Source organism: Mucilaginibacter sp. P1_D10 (assembly GCF_056406215.1).
Map to the genome: position 1 here is coordinate 254,772 of NZ_JBFUAP010000007.1, position 24,792 is coordinate 279,563.

Sequence of the window (24,792 nt, forward strand, 5' to 3'; positions counted from 1 at the left end):
ATGAAACGCTTCCTCCTCCTGCCGCTTATCCTGTTGTGCGCCATTGCCTCGGCACAAAACCCTTTCAGCACTGTTAAAATCGATGCCGGGCAAATATCAGGCACCGATAACAGCGATGCAAGCGTACACATATTCAAAGGCATTCCCTTTGCCGCGCCACCTGTCGGCAACCTGCGCTGGAAAGCGCCGCAGCCTGTTGCTCATTGGAGCGGCATAAAAGCCTGCACCGATTTTTCTAAGATGCCGATGCAGGGCAAGCCCAACGAATTTGGCGTTTACACCCGAGAGTTCCTGATAAAAGACGAACCACTGAACGAGGATTGCCTGTACCTTAACGTGTGGAGCGGCGCAAAAACGCCATCGGAGAAACGCCCGGTAATTGTATGGATTTACGGCGGCGGCTTTGTAAGCGGCGGTACCAACGTGCCCATTTACGATGGTGAAGCTCTGGCGAAAAAGGGCGTTATACTGGTAAGCATCAACTACCGCGTGGGTATCTTCGGCTTTTTTGCGCACCCTGAATTAACTAAAGAATCGCCTAACCATACTTCGGGCAATTACGGACTGATGGACCAGCTTGCGGCACTTAAATGGGTGAAGAAGAATATAGCAGCTTTTGGCGGCGACCCGGGTAATGTTACCATTGCGGGGCAGTCGGCAGGGTCTTATGGCGTAAACTACCTGGTGGCATCGCCATTGGCAAAGGGCCTGTTTAAAGGAGCCATTGCCGAAAGTGGCGCACACATGGTGCCTGGCCCTGGCAGTGGTATATCATTAGCGCAGGCAGAACAAAGCGGCTTGAAAACTGCAGAAGCACTGCACGCCGGCAGCCTGGCTGATTTACGGAAATTGCCCGCCGAGGAACTATTAAAGCAAAACAATTTCCGGCCGATAGTAGACGGTTATTTTTTGCCGCAGGTACCGGCTGATATTTTCGCGGCCAATAAAGAGAACCAGGTTCCGCTCCTCACCGGCTGGAATGAGGACGATGCCTTTATCGGTACCCTAAAAAATGCAGCAGATTACACCGCCGGCATACAAAAGCGCTTTGGAGACAAGGCTGCCGAATTCCTGAAACTTTATCCCGGCAATACCGATGCGGAGGCCCAACGGTCGCAGATAAATATGTCGCGCGATGGCATGTTCGGCGTGCAGAATTTTACCTGGGCCAATACGCAAAGCGCGAAGAACAGGGCCAAAGTTTATCTATACCGTTTTACCCGCCGCATGCCGGCTACAGAGGACTTTAAGAAATATGGTGCGTTCCATACAGGCGAGGTAGGTTACGTATTCAATAATCTCAAGTTTTTAAACCGTCCCTTTGAGCCGGTAGACCAGCAACTGGCCGACGTAATATCCTCCTACTGGGTAAACTTTGCCGAAAGTGGTAACCCTAACGGCCCCGGCTTGCCTGCATGGCCGGCCTATAACAGCAATGGTAACCAAACCATGATACTGGGCGATAAGCCCGCCGCCGTTTCACTGCCCGATAAAGCCGCGCTTGAATTTATGGTAAATGATATGAGGAAATAACGGAATAGCATTCAAAAACAAAGCCTTTGCAGCCTCCGCACTTCTTTCTTTGTAGCTGCTTTATGGTAGGAATCTTCTATAACAAAGCAGCTTTTTTTGCGCAAAAATAACAGATTGGAACAACAGTGGCGGTGACACGATTTTGACACCTGCCTGAAATTTTTAACATGCTGATTTCCTGCGAATTGTAAAGTGTTCACGGTGTTCACGGCGCACACATGAACGCTGTGAACGCTATTTCTGGTTATTAGGCCTCCTCGCCATCGGCAACCTCCAGGATACCGCCCGGCTGCTTAAAGTTGCTTTTTACGAAGTGGCACCAGTCACATTCCTTTCTGCCGCAACCCGTACTGAACTCATGGTTCATTATTTTTTGATAAACCGTTGTTATCTGTTCCGTAACCTGTTCAATATCCTGCGGACTGATGACTATCTTTTCTTTGAAATATTCGTCGCTTACAGGCTCTATAAAATCGAACACGGTGTTTATTACTTCCCAATCGTTGGTGCGGTCGTTATCTACCAATATTTTGTAGAAAACCGCCTGCCGCCAGTAATCGCCGCCGTTGGGGTTCTCGTCGGTAGGGCGCAATAGCTTCTCTTTGGCATTGCGTACGCGGCCGGTTTTATAATCAACCACGGTAACGTTTTTGCCATCAAACTCCATCTTATCCAGGTTACCTTTTATCGGCACGCCGCCAACTTCTATGTTTTTGATGCTACGCTCGGTTTGCGCTATCTTGTTCCAGGTGGGCGCGTTAAGTTCGTAGTAGGGCGGCAATATCTTTTCGCCGTAATCAACCCTCAGCTTAAAATCTGTTTTGGTGAACGAATCGCGGTTGCGGTACATATACCATTTAAACTCCTGCACAAAATCTGCCGTGGGCATAAACTGGTTGTCGTAATCGGGCAGTTTGCGGTAGGCTTTATTGAGCGCCCAGTGCACGGCCTGCCCAAATGTGGCCGATGGGCTTTTGCCCGATGGCACGCGTATGAGGCATTGGAAGTAGAAACGAAGCGGGCAATCGAGGTAGTTACTCAAGTGCGTAACCGATAGGGTATAGTTTTGTAGTAATTGGTTGATGTAGTTTCTATCCAGCAGTTCAACCACAGGCTTATCTGCTTCGCTGAATTGCGTGGCATAAAAGCCCAGCATATCCGTATCGCTAACCTTGGGGAAGCTTAATTGCAAATCGGTATCGGCCAGTATCTCGCCGATAAACTGCGAGGGTTCCTGGTCCTTACCCTTAGCATCCTTACCCGCGTAAGATATATGCAGGTGTTGCTTGGCGCGCGTAATAGCCACGTAGAATAAGCGGCGCGCCTCTTCTTTTTGGGCAATATCGTCAGATGCCGAACTGGTAAGCGTATCGGGGTAACTGAAACCATAATTGCGACCCTTACCATCCCAGGTTTTTTTATCGCAGCCGATGAAGAATACATGTTCGAACTCGAGGCCCTTGGAGCCATGGGCAGTTAAAAAGTTGATGCCATTATCAGAGAAGATAACTTTGTTCAACTCCAACCGGATGTTGTTCTTCTTCATCAGTTCTATAGTAGCAATCAGGCCGGATAGTTTTAGTTCAGGGTCCTTGCGGCTCTCATCTTTCAGGAAGTCGAAAAAGCTGGTAAGCACCTGCATGTGCGTGCCCTTATCCTGCTGCTGCATAATGTACTTAAGGATGCCCATTTTGGTCACAACATCCTGAAAAAACTGTTGTAGCGTAACGCTTACAGCCGATTTTAGCAACTCATCAATATCGCTTACCAGGAATTTCATGGCCTGGTTGGGTTGCTGGCCAAACAGGCTGCCTTGCTGGCTGATGCGCATCTCGTGGATGTGGCGGCGCAGGCTGGTTACCGGTTCGTTGTTGCGGGCGGTGGCAAAGTTCTCTTTAAAAACAGCTACGCTTGCTTTTGCAATTTCAATAGGCGGTATGTCGAACAAATCGTAATGCAATATCTCGAACAGCAACTCATCCCCGCTATATGGTGAATCGAGCTCCATCGCCAGGTAACGCAGTATATTCACTATCTTCTCGCCGAAGGGTACGGTAAGTACATCAATCTTGCGTTTGGTGTTTACGGCTATCTTTTGGGCCTCCAGGTAGGTAAGCAATTCCTCAACCTGGCTATGGTTGCGGTAAATCACGGCTATTTCGCCCGGCGCGGTGCCGCTATCTACCAGGTCTTTTATCTGCAGGGCCACGTTCACCAGTTCCTGCGCCGGGTTTTCGTATTCCTGTATTACCGGCTCAACAGCCAGGGTATCGAAACGGGGATGCGATGCCTTCAGGTTTTTATCGAGCCGCAGCTGGGCGGTTAGCCGCTCGCGGTTGTTGTTGATAAGCGCTTTGGATATATCCAGTATTTGCTGGTTAGAACGGTAATTGTGCTTAAGCACCACGGTGTGCAGGGCGCTTACGTAATCCCCCGCAAAATCCAGGATGTTTTTCATATTGGCTCCCTGGAACTTGAAGATGGATTGGTCGTCATCGCCCACAACGAATACGTTGGGCGTTTCCCAATAGTTTAGCAAAAACTTCAGCAAATCGTTCTGTGAGCCGCTGGTATCCTGGAACTCGTCCACTAAAATATACTGGTAGCGCTCCTGGTATTTGCGCAAAATTTCTTCGTTTTCGCGGAAAGCCTTTAGTACCCAGATGATCATGTCGTCGTAGTCGTACCGCCCGCGGGCTTTCATTTTACCAGCGTAATTGTCGTACTCGGCAACGGCGGCTAGCAGCTTGGCCATGGTTTCCTTGGCTTTGTCGATATCCTTTTGTTTCGGGTCGCCAATTTTGATGCCGGCCTTGGCGTTTGCCCGTTTGTAAATGAATTCTTCGCGATTAGGCAAATCATCCAAATATTCCTGCACAGCTTGCTCAATCATGTCCCTGCTCCAGTTCTCGCGTTTCATGGTAGAGAACAATGTTTTCAGGCGCGGGGCATCGTAATAAATATCGCCGGTAAAGCGTTTCAGCAAATGGTCCTTGCTAAACTCATCCACCAACTCGCGGAACAGCATGGCAGACTCTAAATCCGATAAGGATTCCAAATTCAACTTGCCGAAATACTCCAGGTTCTCCTGTATAATCTCGTTACAAAAAGCATGGAAGGTATATATGTTGATGCGATAAGCATCCGGCCCGATGAATTCGAACAGGCGCTTGCGCATAGCAACCGCGCCCGCATCTGTATAAGTAAGGCACAGTATCTCGTTGGGCTGGGCATCGGTATCGGTCAAAATCTTGCCTATACGGGCAGCCAGTATCTGGGTTTTGCCCGTGCCCGGCCCGGCCACTACCAGCACCGGGCCATCCATTTTATTTACGGCGGCCAGCTGCTCGGGGTTTAGTCCGGCCAGCGCTTCGCGGAATTTGGCGTTATATTTATTGACGGTAGGCTGTATCATGATTAATGTAAAATTACTAAAAATAATAGCGTGAAAGGGCGGCTAAAAATAATGTTGCAAACATTTGCTTTTACCGGCGGTAACGCTACTTTTATCCGCAATTAACCCTAACACATATCACTAATGGAAACCCCCTACGGCGGCCGCGCAATAATCAATGACGATTTCGACCGGACAGAGATTATCATCCCCGGCAAGAAGAATTACGGTATCTTATTATTTCTCTGCGTGTGGATGGCGGGCTGGTTCTTTGGCGAAACGAGCGTGCTGGCTACCCTGGGGAAAAATGGTGCCTCCGATTTGTTTTTGATGGTATGGCTGGCCGGGTGGACGGTGGGCGGCATATTTGCTGCAAGGACTCTCCTTTTCATGTTATTGGGCAAAGAAATCGTTAAAGTAGGGCTGGGTATCATTTCTATACGCAACAAGGCCCTCTTCCTTAAATCGCCTAAGATATTCGATCTTAATGAGGTTAAGCACATTCGCGCCGAGGAAGAATTTTCGATGTACAGCGGCTTCCAGAACAGGCAGCGTAGGCGGGGTGGGTTTTACAATCTCGATTCGGGTACCATTAGGTTTGATTACGGCTTAAAAACCGTAAAATTCGGCAACGACCTGGATGAAGCCGAAGCCCGTTATATCATTGAGATATTGAAAAAGAAGCGGTTATTGACAGATAAAAATTTTTAACGGACGAATTTAAACAAAGCTATGCCCGCTATTGATAACGACATGATTCAATTAACCGAAGAGCAGGTGCTTATGCTTAATTTAAGCGATGCCGACATTGAACATGGAAGGCTTATTTCACAAGATGAAATAGATGAAGCAGATTTGGTATGGTTGAAAGGGTTGTCCATATAACAAAAAGAGCGATAGGTTAACCCCATCGCTCTTTTTCCGAATGTTTTATCCTCGCTTATTAGCCCTCGTGCGTAACCACTTTCAAAGCTTCTTTTATCTTCTCGGCCGTTGCAGCCAACTCTTCCTGGCTCGGGCTTAGTTTTGGGCGGGCAAAGTTCATATCATCAACCCGGTTCATAGGGATAAGGTGTATGTGCGCATGCGGCACTTCCAGCCCTATCACCGCTACACCCACTTTTTTGCATGGGATGGCTTTTTTAACGCCAATAGCTACGATTTTGGTGAAGATCTGCAGTTCGTTGTAGGTGATATCGTCCAGGTCGAAGATGTAATCTACTTCCTTTTTAGGTATAACCAATACATGGCCCTCGGCCAGCGGACTAATATCTAAAAATGCCAAAAAATCGTCGGTTTCGGCAACTTTATGGGCGGGTATCTCGCCTGCAATTATTTTTGAGAAGATAGTCATGGGTAGATTGTTGAATGAGCGAATGAGTGATTTAGTGAATGAAGGATAGTGATACGAATCGATGATTTACTGAACTGCTCATAATCGCTCATTCACTAAATCACTCGTTCACTAATTATCTCGACACTTCCAGTATCTCGAATTCTATTTTACCAGCGGGTACTGTTATCTCAATGGTCTCGCCTACTTTTTTGCCTAAAAGGCCTTTAGCGATTGGAGATGCAACCGAAATCTTGCCGGTTTTCATATCAGCTTCGCTTTCAGATACCAACTGGTAACTCATGGTAGCGCCGTTTTTTAAATTCTTTATTTTTACAATCGATAAAGCCAAAACCTTTGATACATCGAGTTTTGATTCATCAAGCAAGCGTGCATTCGCCAACGTTTCCGACATTTGGGCTATTTTAGCTTCATGTAAACCCTGCGCTTCTTTAGCGGCATCGTATTCTGCATTTTCAGAAAGATCGCCTTTATCGCGGGCCTCTGCAATTTGTTTGGATATATCAGATCTGCCGGTGGTTTTTAACCTTTGTAATTCTTCTTTTAATTTTTCTAAACCTTCTTTGGTGTAGTAAGAAACCTCTGCCATTGTACAGTATTATTAAATTTTATTTACGTTATGTGCCAAAAAAAACCGCCCTACTATTTATAGCAAAATAGAAGAGCGTGATGGCCTTAAAAACAAACAAGACTACGTCGGCCGGGCCTGCATAGTCTTGTTTAGTGTAAAACGAAGATAAGGTAATTAAGTTTTAATATCCAAATTTTATTGTCACCGATTCCACCGATTAGATAGATTACACTGATTTTATTGTCACCGATTAAAGATGATTAAGAATGGTTCCATCGATTGACAACCAATCTCTATTCACTAATCAACTGCGCAGCAACCAGCTTCTCCGCCATTACCTCGCTTATTTTGCGGTAGCTGTCAAAGGTCCAGCCGGCTACGTGGGGGCTCAGGATAACTTTGCCGGATTGGCGCAGCTCGTCGAACCAGGCTTGTTCGCTCAGGGCCGGGAACTTCTCAACCTCCAGCACATCCAGTCCGGCTCCAATGATTTTACCTTGCCTGATGGCGTTTAATACCGCGCTTGTTTTCACCACCTTGCCGCGCGAGGTATTGATGAGAAAAATAGGCTTCTTGAAATGGAACAGGTACTCATCGTCTACCAATCCGTTGGTTTCCGCGGTGAGCGGGATGTGGAAGCTAAGCACATCGCTGTATCTTACGATTTCTTCCATGCTTACCTCGCGGGCGTATTTATCGCTAAAGCCGGTTTTATATTTGTCATAAGCCAACACCCCCACCTGGAAGCCCGATAGCTTGCGCGCAAAGCTTTGGCCCATGTGGCCGTAGCCAATAATACCAACCGTTTTTCCTTTCAGCTCGTGGCCGCGGTTGGCTTCGCGCTGCCAGCTGCCCGCGCGTATCTGCGCATCGGCTATGTTGATGTTGTTCATTAGCGATAGCAGCAGGCCTATGGCATGCTCGCCCACTGCATCAGAATTGCCCTCGGGGGCGTTGATGAGGGTGATGTTTTGTTGGATGGCATATGCTTCGTCGATATTATCCATGCCTGCCCCGGCGCGGCAAATAAAGCGCAAGTTGGGCGCGCTATCTATTATTGCCTTATCCACCCGGAATTTGGAGCGGATAACCAAACCATCGTAACGGTTCAATATGGCTATGGCTTCGCCGGTTGTGATGGTGGGTTGATAATCGCAGGCGTAACCAGCTGCTTCTACACGTTGTATAAAAGCCGAGTGTATATCATCAACGATGAGGATGTTGTTTTTCAATGCCTTAATTTTTGAGGAAGGCAAATTTATGAAATACGCAGGTATTATTCAGCGCAGGCCAAAGATGTGTTTATGGGATGACGGAAAGTGAAAGCTTCGAGGCTATTTGCCCACTTTGCGGTATATGCCTTTTAAGTTGCGGCCCATTTCGCGGTAGTCAAGCCCGTAGCCAATCACAAAATCATTCGGCACCTGGAAGGCTACATATTTCAATTCCTCTACGCTATAAATAACGGCATCGGGCTTAAAAAGCAGCGATACTACGGTGATGGAAGCGGGTTTGCGAACCATTAGTTTTTCTATAAGGTAGCGTATGGTGTTGCCGGTATCTATAATGTCTTCTATCAGGATAATATCGCGCCCTTCTATGTTGCCGGTAAGGTCAAAATCATCGCGGATGGTTTGCGTGCTCGATACGCCGCCGAAGTACGAGGCCAGCTTTGTAAAGGTAACCTGGCTGGGCAGCGTTATCTCTTTCACCAAATCGGCAATAAACATAAAACTGCCGTTCAATATGCCTACAAATATGGGCTCCTTGCCTGCAAAGTCTTCGTTTAGCTGCTGCGCTAATTCACTAATGCGTTGTTGTATCTCCTCGTATGATATCAGCGGCTCAAATTCCAGGTCGGCTATCTGTAGTTTCATCGTACTAAAATAAAATAAATATGTTTAAATGCATGTAAAATTATCATCACCCAAGTTAAAAAACAATATTGTGAAACAGCCTGTTAGGCCTGTATGGCGCGCAGCAATTGATTTAAACATTATCTTTGTGGCCGAATGACAGACCATTACGTCCACACCCTGCCCAACGGCATCCGCATATTATTCAAATATTCGCCATCACCCATAACGCATTGCTGCTTTATTGTAAATGCCGGCTCGCGCGATGAACTGCCCCAACAGGAGGGCCTTGCGCATTTTATAGAGCACATGCTTTTTAAAGAAACCGAGCGCCGCAACACCCCCCAGATACTTAACCGGCTGGAGCTGGTTGGTGCCGACCTTAATGCCTACACCACCAAAGAATACACCTGCATTCACGCTTCGCTGTTGAAACAACACCTGGAGCGCGCGGTAGACCTGTTCGAGGATATCCTGTTCCACTCCACGTTCCCCGAGGATGAGCTGGAAAAAGAACGCGGCGTAATACTGGACGAAATTTCCAGCTACCTCGACCAGCCCGAAGAAGCGATACAAGATGATTTTGAGGAGTACCTTTTCGCCGGGCACCCTATTGGCCAGAATATACTGGGCACGCCAGAATCTGTAGCTGCCATCAACCGGGAGCATATCGCAGCATTTATGCAAGCCAATAACAACACCCACCAAATGGTGTTTGCGGTTTACGGCGATTATGAGTTTGGCAAACTGATAAAGCTTTGCGAGAAATACTTTGGGCTGGTGCCCGGGAACACCCATCAGAAAAACCGCATAACGCCGCCAACCACACCGGGTGGATACCATGTGGTGCAGAAGCCCATATCGCAAACACATTGCATTTTGGGCGGCCGGGCTTATCCATCGGCACATCCAAACAAATACGGCCTGCTGTTGCTGAATAACCTGCTTGGCGGCATGGGCATGAGCAACCGCCTAAACCTGGAGATACGCGAGAAACACGGCATAGCCTACACTATCGAGAGTAATTACACCTCGCTTACCGATACGGGCATCTTCTCCATTTATTTCGGCACGGATGCAGGCAAAGCCGATAAAGCCCTTAGGCTGGTACACAAAGAGCTGAAAAAACTGCGCGATAACAAGATAGGCACTGTGCAACTGAAGCAAGCCAAGGAGAAATTCATAGGGCAAATAGCCCTGGCTGAAGAGAGCCGCATGAGCCTCATTATCAGCATGGCCAAAAGCCTGCTCGATTTTAACCGCATCGATTCGCTGGAGGATATTTTCTATAAAATAAACGCCGTTACAGCCGAAAGCCTGCTTGAAATTAGCAATGAAATTTTTGATAATGACCGTATGATAACCTTATTATTTGAGCCTAAGTAATAAATCGCTTATTTTTGCGGGATGAAATATCCTATCGTAGCATACGGCGACCCGGTTTTGAGGCGTAAGGCCCCGGCTATTGAGCCTGATGAGTACCCACATATAAAAGAACTGGTTAGCAATATGTACGATACCATGTACGGCGCGCGCGGCGTTGGTCTGGCTGCCCCGCAAATAGGCATGAGCATGCGTTTATTCGTGGTGGATGTTTCCCCCTTCGATGACGAAGAGCCTGAGCTGGCGGGCTTTAAAAAGGCATTCATCAATGCCGAGATACTGGAAGAAACGGGCACCGAGTGGTCGTTCAACGAGGGATGCCTCAGCATACCTGATATACGCGAGGATGTATCGCGCAAGCCGGTTATCCGAATGAGTTACTACGACGAGGACTGGAAACACCATGAAGTTACCTTTAAAGGTATGGCGGCCCGCGTTATACAGCACGAGTACGACCATATAGAAGGTAAGCTTTTTACCGATAAGCTAAGCCCACTGCGTAAACGCCTGATTGAAAAAAAGCTGAACGATATCTCTAAAGGTGCCGTTGATGTTGATTACCGCATGAAATTCCCCGATGCCAAAAAGGGGCGGTAAGCGAAAACAGATTGCGGCAGCTGCCGATTAATTTACGACGTTAAGCCCAGGCAGCGAAATATGCTGCCTGCATTTCTGTACAATACTTTTGCCTAAACCTTCGGCCATCCCCCCCTGCACGCTCGTTAGCGTGTAAATCAGGTCATCCTTAAATCCTACGAACGGCGGAACCCCCTTGAGCACCGATAATAAATGATACGCGAAAAATCAGGGTTCAGAAAAAATATTGAAAAATCAGTGAAAACAAAAACCTTATAAAACAGCAAAGCCCCTGATGGGCAGGGGCCTTTACTAACCAATTATAAACCTAAATTATGAGAAGAGCTGTAGGAGAAGGGGTCGAACCTTCACAGAGTGGTTATTCTTATTGCTAAGAGTTTCCCAATATCTCCGCCACCGCGACAAGGAGGTGTGTCTGCCAAAAATTTCACCATCCTACAGGATATAAACTAAACCTTGCGTTTAGCTTGCTGTTGGGGAAGGGTTCGAACCTTCACAGAGTGGTTAGCCCGCTTCGGGTTTTCCATTATCTCCGCCACCGCGACAAGGAGGTGTGTCTGCCAAAAATTTCACCACCCAACAATTTATTTTTTTTAAAGAACAATCAGCAATTCTCATTTGCTTGATACAAATCTAAAGGACTTTACCATTCCTTGCAAATATTTCAACAAAATATTTTTATTTTTACTTTAATTTTAATTAAACTTGTATTTGAATATAGATATTAAAATATATGCCTCACAGAAAACCCCAAAATTTAGAAATTGACAATCTGGATATACAAATTCTGTCGATTTTGATGAAAAATGCAACAACACCATATACGGAGATTGCAAAAGAGTTGATTGTTTCTGGCGGAACCATCCACGTTAGGATGAAAAAGCTTGAAGAATTGGGCGTGATAAAGGGCGCGAGCCTTGAAGTGAACCCGCAGAAGCTTGGGTATGACGTTACTGCGTTTTTAGGTATCTTTTTGGAAAAGGGCTCGCAGTACAACGAGGCGGTAAAACAGCTGAAAATGGTGCCCGAGATTGTGGAGCTGCACTACACCACAGGTAGCTGGAGTATCTTCGCCAAAATTGTTTGCCACGATACCAACCACCTGCGTGAGGTATTGAACGAGCAGATACAAAGCGTAAAAGGCATACAGCGTACCGAGACCTTTATTTCACTGGAAGAAAGCATCAAAAGGCAGATTACTTTGGAATAACGTTTACTTAAGTTTATTCGGTTGGCAGCGCCCCTCTGCCCTAAAATTTTGAAAATATCGAACAATGAAGTTGAAACTTCGCTGCTCGATATTTTTTTGCCCTAACGGAGCGTCATTGCGAGGCACGAAGCAATCCTCGGCAGGCAGGTCGGATTTGCAGGTTCGCTTTGCCTGCCTAGGATTGCCACGCTATCGCTCGCAAGGACGAGGGGGCTATTTACCAAACTCTGCAAAGCAAACCCTTCAAATATTCTCCTTCGGGAAAGGATGACCGCACAGGGTGATCTTCGGGCTGATGGAACTGGTAGATGAACTGCACCTGCTTGCCGGCATCCAGCGCGGCCCAGGCCAGTACCTGCTTAAAAGTTTCCATATCCATAGCGCCCGAGCAGGAGAAAGTGGCCAGCAGGCCACCGCTATTCAATAGCTGCATGCCCAGGCGGTTCAAATCTTTATAAGCCCGCGAAGCCCTATCCAATGCCGAGCGCGATGGCGCATACTTAGGCGGATCCAGCACAATGATATCGAATTTCTCTCCCTCATCCCTGAATTTGCGCAACTGCGCGTTTACATCTGATTTTATGGCGTTATGCGCCGATTCTCCAAAGCCATTCAGGCGGATATTTTCGGTTAAAGTTTCAATAGCCAGGGCCGAACTATCTACGCTGGTAACCGATGCCGCGCCATCGCGCAGGGCGTTCAGCGTAAAGCCGCCGGTATAGCTAAAGCAATCCAATACCTTCAGGCCTTTGGCGTAGCTAGCCAGCAGCTTGCGGTTGTACCGCTGATCGCAGTAAAAGCCCGATTTTTGCCCTTCGGCGATGTTGATGCCGTAGGCAATGCCGTTTTCTTTTACCATCACCAGTTCGGGCGGTTGGCTGCCGGCAAGCAGCGCGTTGGTGGTTTCCAGCCCTTCGTGCGCGCGCGATGTGGCATCGCTTTTATCGAATATGCTCAGCGGGTTAAGCAGGGCGTTCAGTTCATCTATAATAACGGGCATGGCATCCTGCATGCCGCTGGTAAGCACCTGTACAGCCAGGTGGTCCGCATATTTATCTACGATGAGGCCCGGCAGGTAATCAGACTCGCTGAAGATGAGGCGGCAGGTATCGGTGCTGCCATCGGCCAGGATATGGGCGCGCCCGGCAACAGCGGTACGCACTTTTTCGCGGAACCAGGCATCATCCACGGCCACACTTTCATCCCATTCTAACAGGCGCACGGCCACGCGCGATTGGCTATTGTAAAACCCATAAGCCAAAAAGGCATCCTGGCTGCTCAGCAGGCGTATGATCTCGCCATTGGCCGGTTTGCCTTTCACCTTTTCTATCGCGCCCGAAAACACCCAGGGATGGCGGTGCAGCACCGCTTTCTCTTTCCCCTTTTTTAATACCACATCAATCATAGGCCAAAGTTAAGAAACATAATATAGGGTGGGGAGAATAAAAATGGGGGGGGGGAATGCGCAAGCGGGGCCACCTGGTGCAAATATTTTATTTAGCATCTACTGATTTTAGCCCCCATGGGCTTCCAATCCGAAAAGATAAATCTAACCCAATTATAAAATACTTATTACTAATCCCATAAAACGGATTGCCTTGATAGTTATCTATAGTATAGGTTGTTGGCCTATGCCAGTCAGATAATTGGTAACTTGCAAATAATTCAAGGCGGGTATGCCGAATTTCTGTTCCTATGGTAGCTGTAACTTTGTGCGTTAACAGGCTAGTACCTGCAACCGTGGCTTTTTGCCCATCAGGTTTTGCGGTTGTTTTGTAGCTATAACCAATTTTGGTTTGATAGCCGGGTATATACCCCAAACCCCAGTAATTGTTGCCTCCGATACTCCGGCTAAATAAGAATTCGAACATTATGGGCACTTCAAAGTTTGTAAGATTGATTTTTGTAGTTTCAAAGCCAATAGCAGTTTTAGGCGTAACTCCTTTTATGTTGAAATTTACCCAATTGATACGCGGCTTTAATACTACACGAAAGTCACCCTGATCTGGCCACGTTTCCAGGTTAAAGCCCAAAGCATAAGTGCCCCCTCCTGCGTTTCCGTTTTCTCCCTGGGTTGTTAGCGTAGCAAAACCTACGGAAAAAGCCGGGCCGATGGCAAAGGCATGTAACGAATTATCGTTTTTAGCCTTTTTTATCAAATCCTGGCTTTTCTTATCTGCTGCTGTCTTAATATCACAGCGAGTGTTTAATTGGCCGTATTCAATCAACTGAAAATTTTTACATCCCGTTGATGCGTAAATTTTGTTAGCTATGGCCTCCATACTTATAATAGTAAACACGGCTGCATCAGTATTGTAAGATTGTTTATCGGCAATCAACCCAATTACCGCGTTATTGCCGTCTATTATTGGCATGCCTCTAAAAAAGGAGTTGCCTTGGTTTGACCGCATCTCAACAGCAGGCCCACTTTCGCCGTTAATTTGAAACATTGCACTGCTGGCAAACCAATTGTTCAATTTACGGTCATCCGCATCTGCCAGGAAAGAGCGAAAGGGAGCCAGCTTGGCGCTGTTTGTGTTATATGAATTAGACACCCAGTTAATTTTAGCGGTTATAGGCACGTCATACATCCGCACATGTATATCTTTAAAATTAAAAGAGGTCATATACTGAGACATATGCTCTCCTTTTTCCCCATAGAAACGCACATACCGCCCGGCACCTGGTGCGTTATCCTCTTTATCGGCAGTTATAAAGAAAATGTGTCCCGGCGAAGCGCCAACAATAAAGCCAAAATCCTGACTACCAATACCAACTATGTTGGAAAGGTAAGTTTGATGTCGATTGTTTTGCGCAAATATGGTTGTACTTACTAAAATTGAGAAGGCGAGCGATAAAAGTTTTTGCTTCATTATGATTATTGTTTAGGTCCGCGAATTTGTATTTCGTATAAGGTAACCGGGTCTGGCTTATCTTTGGTATCCTTGTCAACCTTGAAAACCAAGGTCACCCTATCTTCGTGATAATAACGCCTAAGATCATATATAATCCAATTGCCCATGCTGCTGCGTTCCATCACCGGTAGCTTGTAACTGGTAAAATTGAACTTCTTTTTGCTGCCGGGTAAAAAGATGTATCCCGAATTAAAATCTACGTATTTGCCATAAGGGCACAATATCCGTATCTTATTAAAGGTACGGTCATCAGGCATTTGAATGGTTAACCGATGCCATCCTGCGGTACTAAAAGTGTACCCCGATTCAGGGTTTTGATCAGCCAGGGCCGGTGCATGTTCCATAGCTTCTTCATCCCAAAAAAACTGTATAGTCAAATTCTCTTCGTTTGAAGCATCCGGCAACGCGTCGGCAGTTAGTTGCCGGTTAATAATTACATCGGGCAACTGCCAGGGCATCCCCGCTTCTTGTACCATTTGCTTTAATAAAAGTGCAGAACGCCCCTTGCCCGGATAGCGGCATAACATGCCTACCAGCCCCGCATTGCAAAGCAACGGCGTGCCCGAATCTCCTTCGTCTATGCCCACGTCGCAGTTTACATCTGCTTGGTCTATCTCAAGTACCTGCGCCTCTTTGTTAAATGGCAGCGTTTTCCTGTTTATACGCAGGCTTATGGCAAATACATTATCACCAACCATTGCGTTGGTAACACAAGGCAAGAAGGGCTCTGTCCAGCCTTTATTTGGCAGCGCTAACACCGCAAAATCATAGTAAGCGTTGTTAATTTTCACATCGGCGCGGCCATTGAGCTTTGCATCGGTAAAAGCAATATCAACTTTTTCGTCTTTAGCCACCACGTGCGCTGCCGTAAGCAAATAAAGCAAGCCTTTATCTGCCCCTATTACAAAAGCAGTTCCAGACTGGTTGTGGCTATTATGCACCGAGGCAATATTTTTGTTGTATTGTGCAAGCGTCTCGTCGGCGATTTGTTGGGCTGTCGCTGGCAGGTGCATACCAACTAAAGCTAATAAAACAGTGTAAAAATAGTGCCGTTTCATATCTGTCTCCTTTGCCTGAACATGGTTGGCAACAAAGCCGTAATAAACGCACCCAAAAGGCTTAAGAACAATGCCGAATCAAAAAACAAAGTGCTAATTAGCCGCGGCAACTTATTGTATTTCGCTTCCATGGTTTTGTTGTTTATACCTCCGTTGTAGGCGCCCGCAAATAATTTATCTACCTCGCCGTTGATCAATACATGCAGGCCTTCTTTTTTTGAATTTATTTTCATGCCAATGGTATCAGTAAAGTGCATGTCTAAAAAGTCGCCTTCATCAAGAACAATGCTGTCTCTTTTTGCATCATTAAACTTTATTACGGCTTTTATGATACTGGGCGGAGTGTCGTCTTGATTAGATGAAAACTCTTGAAAAAGCACATCCGTTACTCTGAAGTTCTTTAATTGAAAATTATTGACCTGATCCATACTTATGATAAACTGGTCAGCCTCGCTCAGTTTTCTCACAAAGGTTTGCGCCCCGGAACTAATATTTGCACCCAGGCTTAAAACCGTATCAAAAGCGCCGTCTTCCGTCTTCAATTTCCCGGCGTTCGTAAACACGGTCAATCTACCTTCACTTGCCTTTGACGAATCTGTCATGCTTGCGCTAATTTTTAATGTGCGATAAATTGGTTGCTCTATAATAAGCCTGGTATGTGCGGGGAAATTAATTTCAGTTAATTTTAAATTAGATTTTTCAAAAGGATTCATTTGATACTTTGAGGGCAACCTGTCAAGGCCTTCTGCGGTACTTTCTGTCAACTCTAAACGGCCATTTAAACTATTGTCTTGCTCCCGGCTAATTAGTGGGTTTGCAACCGTCATTTGTACCGCAGATACATATAAATCTGCCGATATGCTGGTTGTTTTTACCCTGCTAAAGCAAATAAAACAACAGCTAAAAACAATTATGGTTACCACTATCACATGGTATAGCCACATCTTATCTTTAATGATGACCAACAGAAGGTTAAGATTCTCCAATTGCCTAACATCAATTTCAGAGTGTTCTTTGCTGGAAATTTCACTTCTTAATAGTTCAGAATATTTTAGTTGATACCTTAGCCTTGCTTTAAATAATTTTGGATACCCTCCCAAAAAGCGCCATATCAATTTAAACAAATTCGATAGTGATTTCAAAGATTTAGGGGTTGCCATCTATGGGATTCTTAGATAAAAGTCTGCTTTACTTGGATAATTGCTACTTAGTGTATAGTACACGGTAATCAAAAAAGTTCCGTTTTTCATATCAGGCGGCAGAACAAGTTTTACCTTATCTCCGGTTATTTGCTTTTCTGTTACGATAATGGGAGCACTGTATTTACCGGGGTCATTGTTTTTGCACCGCGCATAACGATATTCCATCGCTTTAAAGGTTACATTTTTCAATAAGCAAAGTGTGTAAAGGCTGTCTGCTGAGCGCCCGGCTATTTCGGAGACGATTCTTACCGGACTGTAAATTGTTTTTTGACCCAGTTTTCCGTAGGCATAAATGCCCATATTATCTTTTGCAATATGTGCTTTAGCAATAACTGTTGCCGCCGGAATAACAACGGAATCTCGCCCCCGTATATCCATATCTAGGCGATAATGAGCATACATGTTGAAGTTTCTGCCCCTGATAGATAAGGGTACGTTTACGGGTAGCAAGTTTTCAATAGTTAGTTTTTCGCGCGGGTCTGCCAGATAATTCAGCCCTCCTTTGGTAAAGGAAATAATATCTATGTCTACCCCGGCGGAATTTGTAAGGGTAACCAAACCCTCGCAATGATGCCCGTTTCGGCTTTGATAACCGAGCAAGCCGTTAACTGGTTCTGTGCCGCCTGTAAGCGCGGGGCAGTTTTGACCGAAAGTATTGGTGATATAACAGGTAGCAAAAACCAGTAATAGTAGCCGCATAAGGTTTTAGATTTAAGCTAAAATAATATAATCCAACGAGTATGTTAATATTTTTATAGAAAAATATTATTCCATTTCGGTTTAGCCGGTTTGTGACTGGCCTATTAAACTCAAACTAAACCTTCAAAACCCTCCAGCCCAACAAAAAAAGGGCACCCCGCAATCCGGAGCACCCTTTCTTTATTATGTAATAACCTATTATTGTCCGCTTACAGCGTCATCGTCTGACGGCAGGCCAACTACTTTGTAAACAGTGTTGTTGTCCTCGTCCAATGCTTCCTGGAAGTAAGTACCATCCGGGGCAACGTAAAGTTTTTCGCCGTTTACCTTTATTTTGCGGCAATCCTGCGGCAATTGGTCAACTACGTCGCCAATTTTAAGCGGGGCATCGTTGCCTTGGTATGATTGATCGTCCTGGCCGTCGGCGGTGTTCAACTCGCCGTCTTTGCCGGCAACTTCATACACCTGGGTGCCGTCGTCTTTAGTTACTGCGCGGTAGTACACGCCATTGGCTTCGTAGTACTGCTCACCGTTGATAGTGATGGCTTCTGCGCCTGATGGCAAAGAGTTAACCTGTGCGCCCACTGGCGGCTCCACAACGGTATATTGGTTGTTATACTGGCGATAGTAAAGGCCGTCGCTGTAATAATATTGGTTATCGCCCCAATAGAAAGGGTAGTAGCCAAATGGCAACACGCCTATGCTGAACCCGATGCGTGGGAAATAGTAAGAGTTATAGTAACCACGGTAGTTATAGTAGCCACGGTTAAAGTAACGCGGGCCGTAGTATGCACGGCCCCATGTACCGCCACGGTACACCCCGCCGCGATAAGTGCCGCCACGGTAAGCATAAGCGCCACGGCCATAGTTACCGCCGCGATTGCCGAAAGAACCACGGCCATAATTGCCGCCACGGTAAGCGTAATTGCCGCCCGGCCTGTTAAAGCCGCTATTGGGCCTGTTAACGCCGCCGCCGTTTGGCCTGTTGTATTGGAAACCGCCACCGTTTACGCGTGGGCTGCGGTTAAACCCGCCGCCTTGCGAATAGCCGCCACGCTGTGGAGCCACGCCTACGCTGTTTGGCCTGTTGAAGCCACCACCGCCCGACGGGCGATTAAAGCTGCCGCCACCACCGTTAGATGGGCGGCTAAAACTGCCACCTCCGCCAGATGGGCGACTAAAACCGCCACCTCCGCCGCCACGGCTAAACCCACCGCCCGACGAACCACCACCACCGCGACTAAAGCCGCCACCACCACCACCGCCGCCTCTGCGCTGTGCAGCTGCCGGTAAAGCCAATGAGGCCAGCAAAAGGCCGCCGAAGGCTATCGAAAGGAATTTTTTATATGTCATTTTATTTTGAATGATTGTTGTTGCCCGTTTTTACGCGGATATAATTACAGACTAAGATAATTATCAACGGTTTAATTGGTGTTAAATTATTTTTTTTAAGAAAGATAATCGGATCTAAAGCATCAATTAAAGCGATCAGTTTTTGCGGGTACGCTATCTGCACTTCATGCATTTTTTAGTATCTTGCTTTAAAATCTTGTCACGATGCTTACCCGAACTCTTTTATTATTAATGCTTTTAGGCAGCAGCAAGCTATTTGCCCAAAGCTCCGAAAAATTCACTGCCGCGCTTATGCAAACCAAGGTCGGTGCCAAAATGGTTTATACCAGCGATAGCCATTCGGTTATTTTAGACATCGTATCCAAAAAAATAGAGCCTACCGCAGCGGCAAACGTGGTAAATGTAGATAGTAAACCGCTTCAGCTTGTTTTATTACCCAACAGCGCGTTAAGCACAACCGATACCACATTAGAAAGGCAGAAGGCAGAACTACTTGGTTATGTACAATACGAGACTAACTATGTTAAAAACGATGTAAAACTCAATATTTCTAACATTACCCAAAAATGGTTTACTATCAACGGTAAGCTGTTTTTGTTTTGGACCTATGATATGCCGGCAGACAATAAATCGGTTTTACAACAGATAAACTTAAGCACCCTTTGTTTTGCCCATATCTTAAACTTAAACAATCCGGTTACCCCGGGCGAAACGGCAGAAACGAACAGCTCGCTTTTAATGGATGTGGCAAAAACTTTGCAACTTAGCAATGCTAAAACCGACCTGAATAACCTGTATAAACAGCTACAGGCCGAAATGGGGCAATAGCTGCATTGCCGCCGGTCTGCCATTGCCGTATCACCCGGAAGCTTTTACTTCTTCTTCAATTGCGATTTATCAATTACAACATAAATTGTATCGATGATATGGCCCTGGCGCTCCGGCTGGGATTTATTATTGAACAGCGATGCCATGTTTTTATCAAGCACTTCCACTTTTTCAATAAAATGGTTGGTTTCGCCACGATTGTCGAACCAGTTTTTGCCCCGGGATTCGTGATAGAGCAGTTTTACCTTCCAACCGTTTTGCGCAGCATCCAAAAGCGTCTTTACTACTTTAGGGTCCTCGTGGTCGTTATCTATCGAAAAATCAAACGGCACGCTGCTGTTCATGCCGGTTTGGGTTACGTTAAGGTGCCCCTCGTATGATTTCCAGAAAACACCTGTGTTAGACACCTGCGTAATTACGCCAATGCGTTCGCCATTAGAGTAGTTTTCGGTACAGGATGCAAAAACGATTAAGATGGCTGCAAGGAGTAGCAATTTTTTCATGGAGTGTTATTTTAAATTTAGATGATTGTCGCTGTTATTTGTTACGCCATTACAGCTGGTTCAACTAGTGTTAAAGCTGCTCTGCTATGAAAAGGAAAGCCTGGCTAAATTGCAGCGTATAAAACCCATCGCTGGCAGTTTGATAAATCCCGTCGCTTACCGTGTTCAGCCCATCCGTTTTTACCCCAATTGAGGGAGAAAACAATTCGACCATTTCCCCTGCCGGTTTCCATTTCTTAAAACCGCTCGTAACCGGGAAGATCTTTTTATCCCCGCAAAATATCACCAGATTGATTTTATCCGCATAAGCTTCAAAATCACCCAGTACAAACTCATCGGTGATGATATTTACGGCACCATAACCCGAAGCGATGAGGTAATCTAAAGCGGCTTTGATGATATCGCCGTTTCCGGTGGGGATTAATTTTACATCAGATTGCATGCCGGTCTCCGGCTCATCGGCTATTACGATGTCTATCTTAATGCCATAAGCGTTTATCTGCTCGGCCGTGGCTGGCGTGCAGATAACGGTTGGGCTCCACTCCAGCAGCTGGCCCAATAGTTCGGGGTCGAAGGTGTCTAGCCCGAGGGCCAGTAAGGCGGGTTCCTGCTTTTCGCGTACGATGTGGTGCGACGACATTTTAATCAGATAGATGTTAAATGGCAAAGGTAATCCAAAAAAATAGCTTAACGTTTGCGGCTACATCACCTGGGCGGGAAATCGCTTTTAAAGAGGAGGCACCTACGGAGCCCGCACAATTGTTTGCGTATTTCTATAAACAGGACGCACCTAACGGAGCGCAAAACTCGATTCAGGCTAAACACTCCGGAGGAGTATCCTGTTTATAGCAAAAGAAGAAAAGCGAGAAGGCTCCGTAGGGGCCTCCTAATCATCGACTTGTTTAAACGCGATTTCCCTGCATCACAAGGGCGAGGAAACCGGGAGTGTTCGAAACAACAATAGCCATCATGCTGAAATCTTTTCAGCACCCCATCATAAAAGTAACCACTATGCTTAACCGCTATGCGTGCCGCCCACTTGCCGTGTGGGGTACCGAAATAAATTCGGCATGACGACGGGGGTTATTTCAAGAAAAAATCGCCCCTTAATTCACTTTCTCAAACCTCGCTGCCCAACCACCGCCGGATGCCAGCTTTACCGTTAACTTATCTTTTGAAGTCAGCGTTACTTCCTTGCGCACATAATCGGTACCGTTGCGGTCGGCGTTTACGCCATCGCTAAAGATGACGGCTTTGTAGCTTCCTTCGCCCAGGAAAGACAGATCGATAGTTATTTCCCTATCATCCCAATTGGTCATGGCGCCTAAGTACCAGGTAGTGCCTTTACGGCGGGCAATACTCACGAACTCGCCCACTTTGCCATCAAGCGAAACCGTTTCATCAAATGTGGTGGGTACCGATGCGATGTAATCCGTGCTTTCCTGCTCTTTTTTATAGGTGGTTGGGTTATCGGCCAGCATCTGCAAGGGTGCTTCAAATATGGTGTACATGGCCAGTTGGTGAGCGCGGGTGCCCTGCGTCATGGGGTTGCTGTTTACAGGGCGGAAGGCCCCCTTGTTGGCGTTGCGCATACCGCCGGGGGTGTAATCTAAGGGGCCGGCCAGCATGCGGATAAACGGAATGCTTACATCATAGCCCGGTTGATTATTTACGCCCCATTTCATGTTTTCGAGGCCCTTTACGCCCTCAAAGTTGAGGATATTGGGGAATGTGCGTTGCAAGCCCGATGGCTTGTACATGCCATGATAATCTACCAATAAGTGATGGTTGGCCGCCTTTTGGGCAATATCGTACAAAGAGCTTACGGCAAACTGGTCGTCGCGGTCTATAAAATCTATCTTGAAACCCTTCACGCCCATTTTTTCATATTTATCGAAAACGGCATCGGTTTGCTGCATGGTAGCAAACCAGCTTGCCCAAAGGATGATGCCCACGTTGCGCTCTTTGCCGTACGCAACCAGCTCTTCTATATTGATATCCGGCGATATCTGGTTAAGGTCGGTATCCTTCGACCAGCCTTCGTCTATGATGATATATTCCAGCTTATTGGCCGCAGCAAAATCGATGTAGTACTTGTAGGTAGGTACGTTGATGCCCGCTTTAAAATCCACGCCGGTGATGTTCCAGTCGTTCCACCAGTCCCAGGCTACCTTGCCTGGCTTAATCCAGGTTTGGTCGGCCACGCGCGAAGGGGAGGCCAGCTTCTGCACCATGTCGTTATCGGCAAGCTGTTTATCTTCGGTACTGATCACCACCGCGCGCCATGGGTACGAGCGTGTGCCATCGGTTTTGGCCATGTATTCGGCGCGGCGCGTTACAATGTAGTTCATGTTGGCATAACCGCCTGCTGTTTGGTCGAGCGGGAAAGGCGCAAAGGTGCCGTGCAGGCTATTGCCCTTGCCATTGGTAAGGTACATGCCGGGGTAATCTTCAATATCGGCCTCTAAAATTGCGGCTTTAATGTTATCGTTTATTTTTACCAGCACCGGTAAAAATGCCAGCGTGTCTTTTTTTACTGCAGATACATTTACGGTATCATAGTGTGCCTCGTACGAGGTGTTCCATTTATCCTTGGCGCGGAAATCGTTCACAAAGGGCAGCAAGGCCTGGTTATCGGCAGCGAAATTGAAGTTCACCTCCTCATCCTTCAAGGTAATGGTTTCCTTAAACTCGGTGGTGAAACGGTAAGCAACGCCATCGTTATATGCGCGGAAGATGAGCCCGTAATCGCCGTTAAATTTCAGGATAAGCTGGTTATAATTATCGTGTACCTTCTCCCTTTTGTAGATAGGGGTGTTGAAGTATTCGTCCTTGCTGCTTGTCTTGTCGCTTTTTACCACGGCGTTGAGGCCCAATACCGAGCCATTACCCAAAACCAGCGATATGGTAGATGGCGTGATTACGTCCGCATCCCCATATTTTACCGCCCAGTTGATGGTGGCGCCGGCGTTAACGGTCATATCTATTTTACCATCCGGAGACTTGATGTGGTAAGTTTTGGTTTGTGTTTGGGCGTTTGCAAAAAAGGGTATTGCAGCCAGCAGCAATAAGATTCGTGATTTCATGGGCGAACGATAAAAATGTTGCGATGAAATTAAGGGTTTTATTGTATTTGCTACAATTAATATTTAACGATTTGTAGTCTGTTTTTTACCACAAAGAACGCAAAGAATCAGCATATCGGCAGGCACAAAGAACACAAAGTCTTGCTGATTCGATAATAAGCTCTTGGGGGCAAATAAAATCTTTGTGCGCTTTGTGTAACTCCCTTTGTGCGCTTTGTGGTAAAATAAGAAATAGCTACACCTCTATCCCCAAACCCGGCATATCGCTCAACACCCACTTCCCATCAATAAACTCCGGTAATTTATATGGATTATTACTCGTGAGGAACGGCCCATCCAAATCTGCGAAATCGCATTGCGGGGCAAGGGCGGCGGCGGCGAGGGTGGCGCAGCTGGTTTCGGTCATGCAGCCTATCATTACCTTCAGGCCGAGTTCGCGGGCCTTATTCAGCATCAGCTTGGCCTCGTGCATCCCGGCAGATTTCATTAGTTTAATGTTGATGCCGTGATACACACCATTGGCTTTCTCTACATCGGGCAAACGCTGTACGGCCTCATCGCCGATAAGCGGGAGCGGACTATGCTCGGTAAGCCAGGCATTGCTGTCCACGTCGGTTTTCAGCATAGGCTGCTCTATCAAAACCACGCCTTGTTCTTTTAGCCAGTACACCAGGTCGAGGCTTTGCTTGCGGTCGGTCCAGCCCTGGTTGGCATCTACAAACAACGGCACATTGGTTACCGAGCGGATGGTTTGGATGATCTCCTTATCGTTATCGCGCCCCAGCTTTACCTTGATGATCTTGAAATCGGCCGCCTCTTTCAGTTTTTGGATTATGACCTCTTTGGTATCTATCCCGATGGTAAAACTGGTGATGGGCATCTTTGCCGGATCGGTACCCAGCAGCTCCCAGCAGGCCTTACCTTGCAGCTTTCCATCCAGATCGTGCAGGGCAATATCAATCCCCGCTTTTATAGCAGGGTTGCCGGGTGCAAGGCTATCCAGGTAAGCGGTAATCGCGCTATAATCGAACGGATATTTAAATTCTGCGGCATCTACCTTGGCCAAAAACGCGTTGGCGGTTTCGTAGCTTTCGCCCATGTAGGGCACCATAGAGGCCTCGCCGTAACCGGTGTAGCCCTCGTGCGCCACCTGCAGCAGCATAACGGGCGTAGACGTGCGCGAGAATTTGGCAATGGTAAAAGTGTGTTTTAGCTGTAGCTCGAAGGACTGGTAAGTAAGCTTCATGATG

The 24,792-nt window shown here is 46.7% G+C and carries 22 protein-coding genes and 1 tRNA gene; 7 read left to right on the forward strand and 16 right to left on the reverse strand.

What is annotated here, in order from left to right; genetic code table 11:
* Positions 1–1,533 carry a carboxylesterase/lipase family protein gene (locus AC1DYT_RS13535; protein WP_477470121.1) on the forward strand — a complete coding sequence of 511 codons (1,533 nt, stop codon included), beginning with the start codon at positions 1–3 and terminating at the stop codon, positions 1,531–1,533.
* A 247-nt stretch (positions 1,534–1,780) separates the two neighbouring features.
* Here the strand turns inward: AC1DYT_RS13535 and AC1DYT_RS13540 are convergent, their stop codons facing one another.
* Entirely contained in the window at positions 1,781–4,948 is a 3,168-nt protein-coding gene (locus tag AC1DYT_RS13540; protein ID WP_477470122.1) for an ATP-dependent helicase, read from the reverse strand.
* 123 nt (positions 4,949–5,071) lie between these two features.
* On the opposite strand from AC1DYT_RS13540, the gene AC1DYT_RS13545 reads away from it, so the two are divergent.
* Positions 5,072–5,638, forward strand: a complete 567-nt coding sequence (locus AC1DYT_RS13545; protein ID WP_477470123.1) for a hypothetical protein — start codon at positions 5,072–5,074, stop codon at positions 5,636–5,638.
* Between the two features lie 21 nt (positions 5,639–5,659).
* Complete coding sequence (locus AC1DYT_RS13550) at positions 5,660–5,812, forward strand: hypothetical protein (RefSeq protein WP_477470124.1); 153 nt, start codon at positions 5,660–5,662, stop codon at positions 5,810–5,812.
* Between the two features lie 58 nt (positions 5,813–5,870).
* Here the strand turns inward: AC1DYT_RS13550 and AC1DYT_RS13555 are convergent, their stop codons facing one another.
* The 4 genes from AC1DYT_RS13555 to hpt form a co-directional block, all read right to left on the reverse strand.
* The gene (locus AC1DYT_RS13555; RefSeq protein ID WP_477470125.1) at positions 5,871–6,281 is read right to left on the reverse strand and encodes an HIT family protein; all 411 of its coding nucleotides are present in this window, start codon (positions 6,279–6,281) and stop codon (positions 5,871–5,873) included.
* A gap of 115 nt (positions 6,282–6,396) precedes the next feature.
* Positions 6,397–6,870, reverse strand: a complete 474-nt coding sequence (gene greA / locus AC1DYT_RS13560) for a transcription elongation factor GreA (RefSeq protein WP_477457924.1) — start codon at positions 6,868–6,870, stop codon at positions 6,397–6,399.
* 275 nt (positions 6,871–7,145) lie between these two features.
* Positions 7,146–8,084, reverse strand: a complete 939-nt coding sequence (locus AC1DYT_RS13565; protein ID WP_477470126.1) for a 2-hydroxyacid dehydrogenase — start codon at positions 8,082–8,084, stop codon at positions 7,146–7,148.
* Positions 8,085–8,186: 102 nt separating this feature from the next.
* On the reverse strand, positions 8,187–8,729 hold the full coding sequence (hpt, locus tag AC1DYT_RS13570; RefSeq protein WP_477457926.1) for a hypoxanthine phosphoribosyltransferase: 543 nt from the start codon (positions 8,727–8,729) through the stop codon (positions 8,187–8,189).
* A gap of 135 nt (positions 8,730–8,864) precedes the next feature.
* On the opposite strand from hpt, the gene AC1DYT_RS13575 reads away from it, so the two are divergent.
* Both AC1DYT_RS13575 and def read left to right on the forward strand, forming a co-directional pair.
* Positions 8,865–10,094 carry a M16 family metallopeptidase gene (locus AC1DYT_RS13575; protein ID WP_477470127.1) on the forward strand — a complete coding sequence of 410 codons (1,230 nt, stop codon included), beginning with the start codon at positions 8,865–8,867 and terminating at the stop codon, positions 10,092–10,094.
* 21 nt (positions 10,095–10,115) lie between these two features.
* Entirely contained in the window at positions 10,116–10,688 is a 573-nt protein-coding gene (def, locus tag AC1DYT_RS13580; RefSeq protein WP_477470128.1) for a peptide deformylase, read from the forward strand.
* Between the two features lie 470 nt (positions 10,689–11,158).
* On the opposite strand, the gene AC1DYT_RS13585 is transcribed toward def, so the two are convergent.
* A tRNA-Asp gene (locus AC1DYT_RS13585) sits at positions 11,159–11,270 on the reverse strand.
* Positions 11,271–11,421: 151 nt separating this feature from the next.
* On the opposite strand from AC1DYT_RS13585, the gene AC1DYT_RS13590 reads away from it, so the two are divergent.
* A complete protein-coding gene (locus AC1DYT_RS13590; RefSeq protein ID WP_067188338.1) occupies positions 11,422–11,898 on the forward strand; it encodes an Lrp/AsnC ligand binding domain-containing protein in 477 nt (158 codons plus the stop codon).
* A gap of 217 nt (positions 11,899–12,115) precedes the next feature.
* Here the strand turns inward: AC1DYT_RS13590 and AC1DYT_RS13595 are convergent, their stop codons facing one another.
* The 6 genes from AC1DYT_RS13595 to AC1DYT_RS13620 form a co-directional block, all read right to left on the reverse strand.
* Complete coding sequence (locus AC1DYT_RS13595) at positions 12,116–13,303, reverse strand: class I SAM-dependent rRNA methyltransferase (protein ID WP_477470129.1); 1,188 nt, start codon at positions 13,301–13,303, stop codon at positions 12,116–12,118.
* An 88-nt stretch (positions 13,304–13,391) separates the two neighbouring features.
* Positions 13,392–14,771, reverse strand: coding sequence for a hypothetical protein (locus AC1DYT_RS13600; RefSeq protein ID WP_477470130.1), 1,380 nt, complete (start codon positions 14,769–14,771; stop codon positions 13,392–13,394).
* A gap of 5 nt (positions 14,772–14,776) precedes the next feature.
* Positions 14,777–15,871: a S1 family peptidase gene (locus AC1DYT_RS13605; protein WP_477470131.1), complete on the reverse strand. Its 1,095-nt coding sequence runs from the start codon at positions 15,869–15,871 to the stop codon at positions 14,777–14,779.
* The gene (locus AC1DYT_RS13610) at positions 15,868–17,031 is read right to left on the reverse strand and encodes a hypothetical protein (RefSeq protein ID WP_477470132.1); all 1,164 of its coding nucleotides are present in this window, start codon (positions 17,029–17,031) and stop codon (positions 15,868–15,870) included. The genes AC1DYT_RS13605 and AC1DYT_RS13610 overlap by 4 nt, the downstream gene beginning before the upstream one ends.
* Positions 17,032–17,772 carry a hypothetical protein gene (locus tag AC1DYT_RS13615; protein WP_477470133.1) on the reverse strand — a complete coding sequence of 247 codons (741 nt, stop codon included), beginning with the start codon at positions 17,770–17,772 and terminating at the stop codon, positions 17,032–17,034.
* A 198-nt stretch (positions 17,773–17,970) separates the two neighbouring features.
* Entirely contained in the window at positions 17,971–19,125 is a 1,155-nt protein-coding gene (locus AC1DYT_RS13620; protein WP_477470134.1) for a DUF6515 family protein, read from the reverse strand.
* A gap of 204 nt (positions 19,126–19,329) precedes the next feature.
* On the opposite strand from AC1DYT_RS13620, the gene AC1DYT_RS13625 reads away from it, so the two are divergent.
* On the forward strand, positions 19,330–19,953 hold the full coding sequence (locus AC1DYT_RS13625) for a hypothetical protein (protein ID WP_477470135.1): 624 nt from the start codon (positions 19,330–19,332) through the stop codon (positions 19,951–19,953).
* A gap of 44 nt (positions 19,954–19,997) precedes the next feature.
* Here the strand turns inward: AC1DYT_RS13625 and AC1DYT_RS13630 are convergent, their stop codons facing one another.
* From AC1DYT_RS13630 to AC1DYT_RS13645, 4 genes are all read right to left on the reverse strand, one after another.
* Complete coding sequence (locus AC1DYT_RS13630; protein ID WP_477470136.1) at positions 19,998–20,456, reverse strand: hypothetical protein; 459 nt, start codon at positions 20,454–20,456, stop codon at positions 19,998–20,000.
* Positions 20,457–20,526: 70 nt separating this feature from the next.
* On the reverse strand, positions 20,527–21,096 hold the full coding sequence (locus AC1DYT_RS13635) for a thiamine diphosphokinase (RefSeq protein WP_477470137.1): 570 nt from the start codon (positions 21,094–21,096) through the stop codon (positions 20,527–20,529).
* A 466-nt stretch (positions 21,097–21,562) separates the two neighbouring features.
* Positions 21,563–23,542, reverse strand: a complete 1,980-nt coding sequence (locus AC1DYT_RS13640; RefSeq protein ID WP_477470138.1) for a glycoside hydrolase family 97 protein — start codon at positions 23,540–23,542, stop codon at positions 21,563–21,565.
* A 235-nt stretch (positions 23,543–23,777) separates the two neighbouring features.
* On the reverse strand, positions 23,778–24,788 hold the full coding sequence (locus tag AC1DYT_RS13645) for a dipeptide epimerase (protein ID WP_477470139.1): 1,011 nt from the start codon (positions 24,786–24,788) through the stop codon (positions 23,778–23,780).
* Positions 24,789–24,792 lie beyond the last annotated feature (4 nt).

Bases quoted from the DNA above. Each gene is read 5' to 3' on its own strand.
- hpt (WP_477457926.1), bottom strand. From the start codon at position 8,729: ATGAAACTACAGATAGCCGACCTGGAATTTGAGCCGCTGATATCATAC.
- AC1DYT_RS13540 (WP_477470122.1), bottom strand. From the start codon at position 4,948: ATGATACAGCCTACCGTCAATAAATATAACGCCAAATTCCGCGAAGCG.
- AC1DYT_RS13625 (WP_477470135.1), top strand. From the start codon at position 19,330: ATGCTTACCCGAACTCTTTTATTATTAATGCTTTTAGGCAGCAGCAAG.
- AC1DYT_RS13550 (WP_477470124.1), top strand. From the start codon at position 5,660: ATGCCCGCTATTGATAACGACATGATTCAATTAACCGAAGAGCAGGTG.
- AC1DYT_RS13645 (WP_477470139.1), bottom strand. From the start codon at position 24,788: ATGAAGCTTACTTACCAGTCCTTCGAGCTACAGCTAAAACACACTTTT.
- AC1DYT_RS13600 (WP_477470130.1), bottom strand. From the start codon at position 14,771: ATGAAGCAAAAACTTTTATCGCTCGCCTTCTCAATTTTAGTAAGTACA.
- AC1DYT_RS13610 (WP_477470132.1), bottom strand. From the start codon at position 17,031: ATGGCAACCCCTAAATCTTTGAAATCACTATCGAATTTGTTTAAATTG.
- AC1DYT_RS13605 (WP_477470131.1), bottom strand. From the start codon at position 15,871: ATGAAACGGCACTATTTTTACACTGTTTTATTAGCTTTAGTTGGTATG.
- AC1DYT_RS13615 (WP_477470133.1), bottom strand. From the start codon at position 17,772: ATGCGGCTACTATTACTGGTTTTTGCTACCTGTTATATCACCAATACT.
- AC1DYT_RS13640 (WP_477470138.1), bottom strand. From the start codon at position 23,542: ATGAAATCACGAATCTTATTGCTGCTGGCTGCAATACCCTTTTTTGCA.
- greA (WP_477457924.1), bottom strand. From the start codon at position 6,870: ATGGCAGAGGTTTCTTACTACACCAAAGAAGGTTTAGAAAAATTAAAA.
- def (WP_477470128.1), top strand. From the start codon at position 10,116: ATGAAATATCCTATCGTAGCATACGGCGACCCGGTTTTGAGGCGTAAG.
- AC1DYT_RS13545 (WP_477470123.1), top strand. From the start codon at position 5,072: ATGGAAACCCCCTACGGCGGCCGCGCAATAATCAATGACGATTTCGAC.
- AC1DYT_RS13630 (WP_477470136.1), bottom strand. From the start codon at position 20,456: ATGAAAAAATTGCTACTCCTTGCAGCCATCTTAATCGTTTTTGCATCC.
- AC1DYT_RS13555 (WP_477470125.1), bottom strand. From the start codon at position 6,281: ATGACTATCTTCTCAAAAATAATTGCAGGCGAGATACCCGCCCATAAA.
- AC1DYT_RS13575 (WP_477470127.1), top strand. From the start codon at position 8,865: ATGACAGACCATTACGTCCACACCCTGCCCAACGGCATCCGCATATTA.
- AC1DYT_RS13620 (WP_477470134.1), bottom strand. From the start codon at position 19,125: ATGACATATAAAAAATTCCTTTCGATAGCCTTCGGCGGCCTTTTGCTG.
- AC1DYT_RS13635 (WP_477470137.1), bottom strand. From the start codon at position 21,096: ATGTCGTCGCACCACATCGTACGCGAAAAGCAGGAACCCGCCTTACTG.
- AC1DYT_RS13535 (WP_477470121.1), top strand. From the start codon at position 1: ATGAAACGCTTCCTCCTCCTGCCGCTTATCCTGTTGTGCGCCATTGCC.
- AC1DYT_RS13590 (WP_067188338.1), top strand. From the start codon at position 11,422: ATGCCTCACAGAAAACCCCAAAATTTAGAAATTGACAATCTGGATATA.
- AC1DYT_RS13595 (WP_477470129.1), bottom strand. From the start codon at position 13,303: ATGATTGATGTGGTATTAAAAAAGGGGAAAGAGAAAGCGGTGCTGCAC.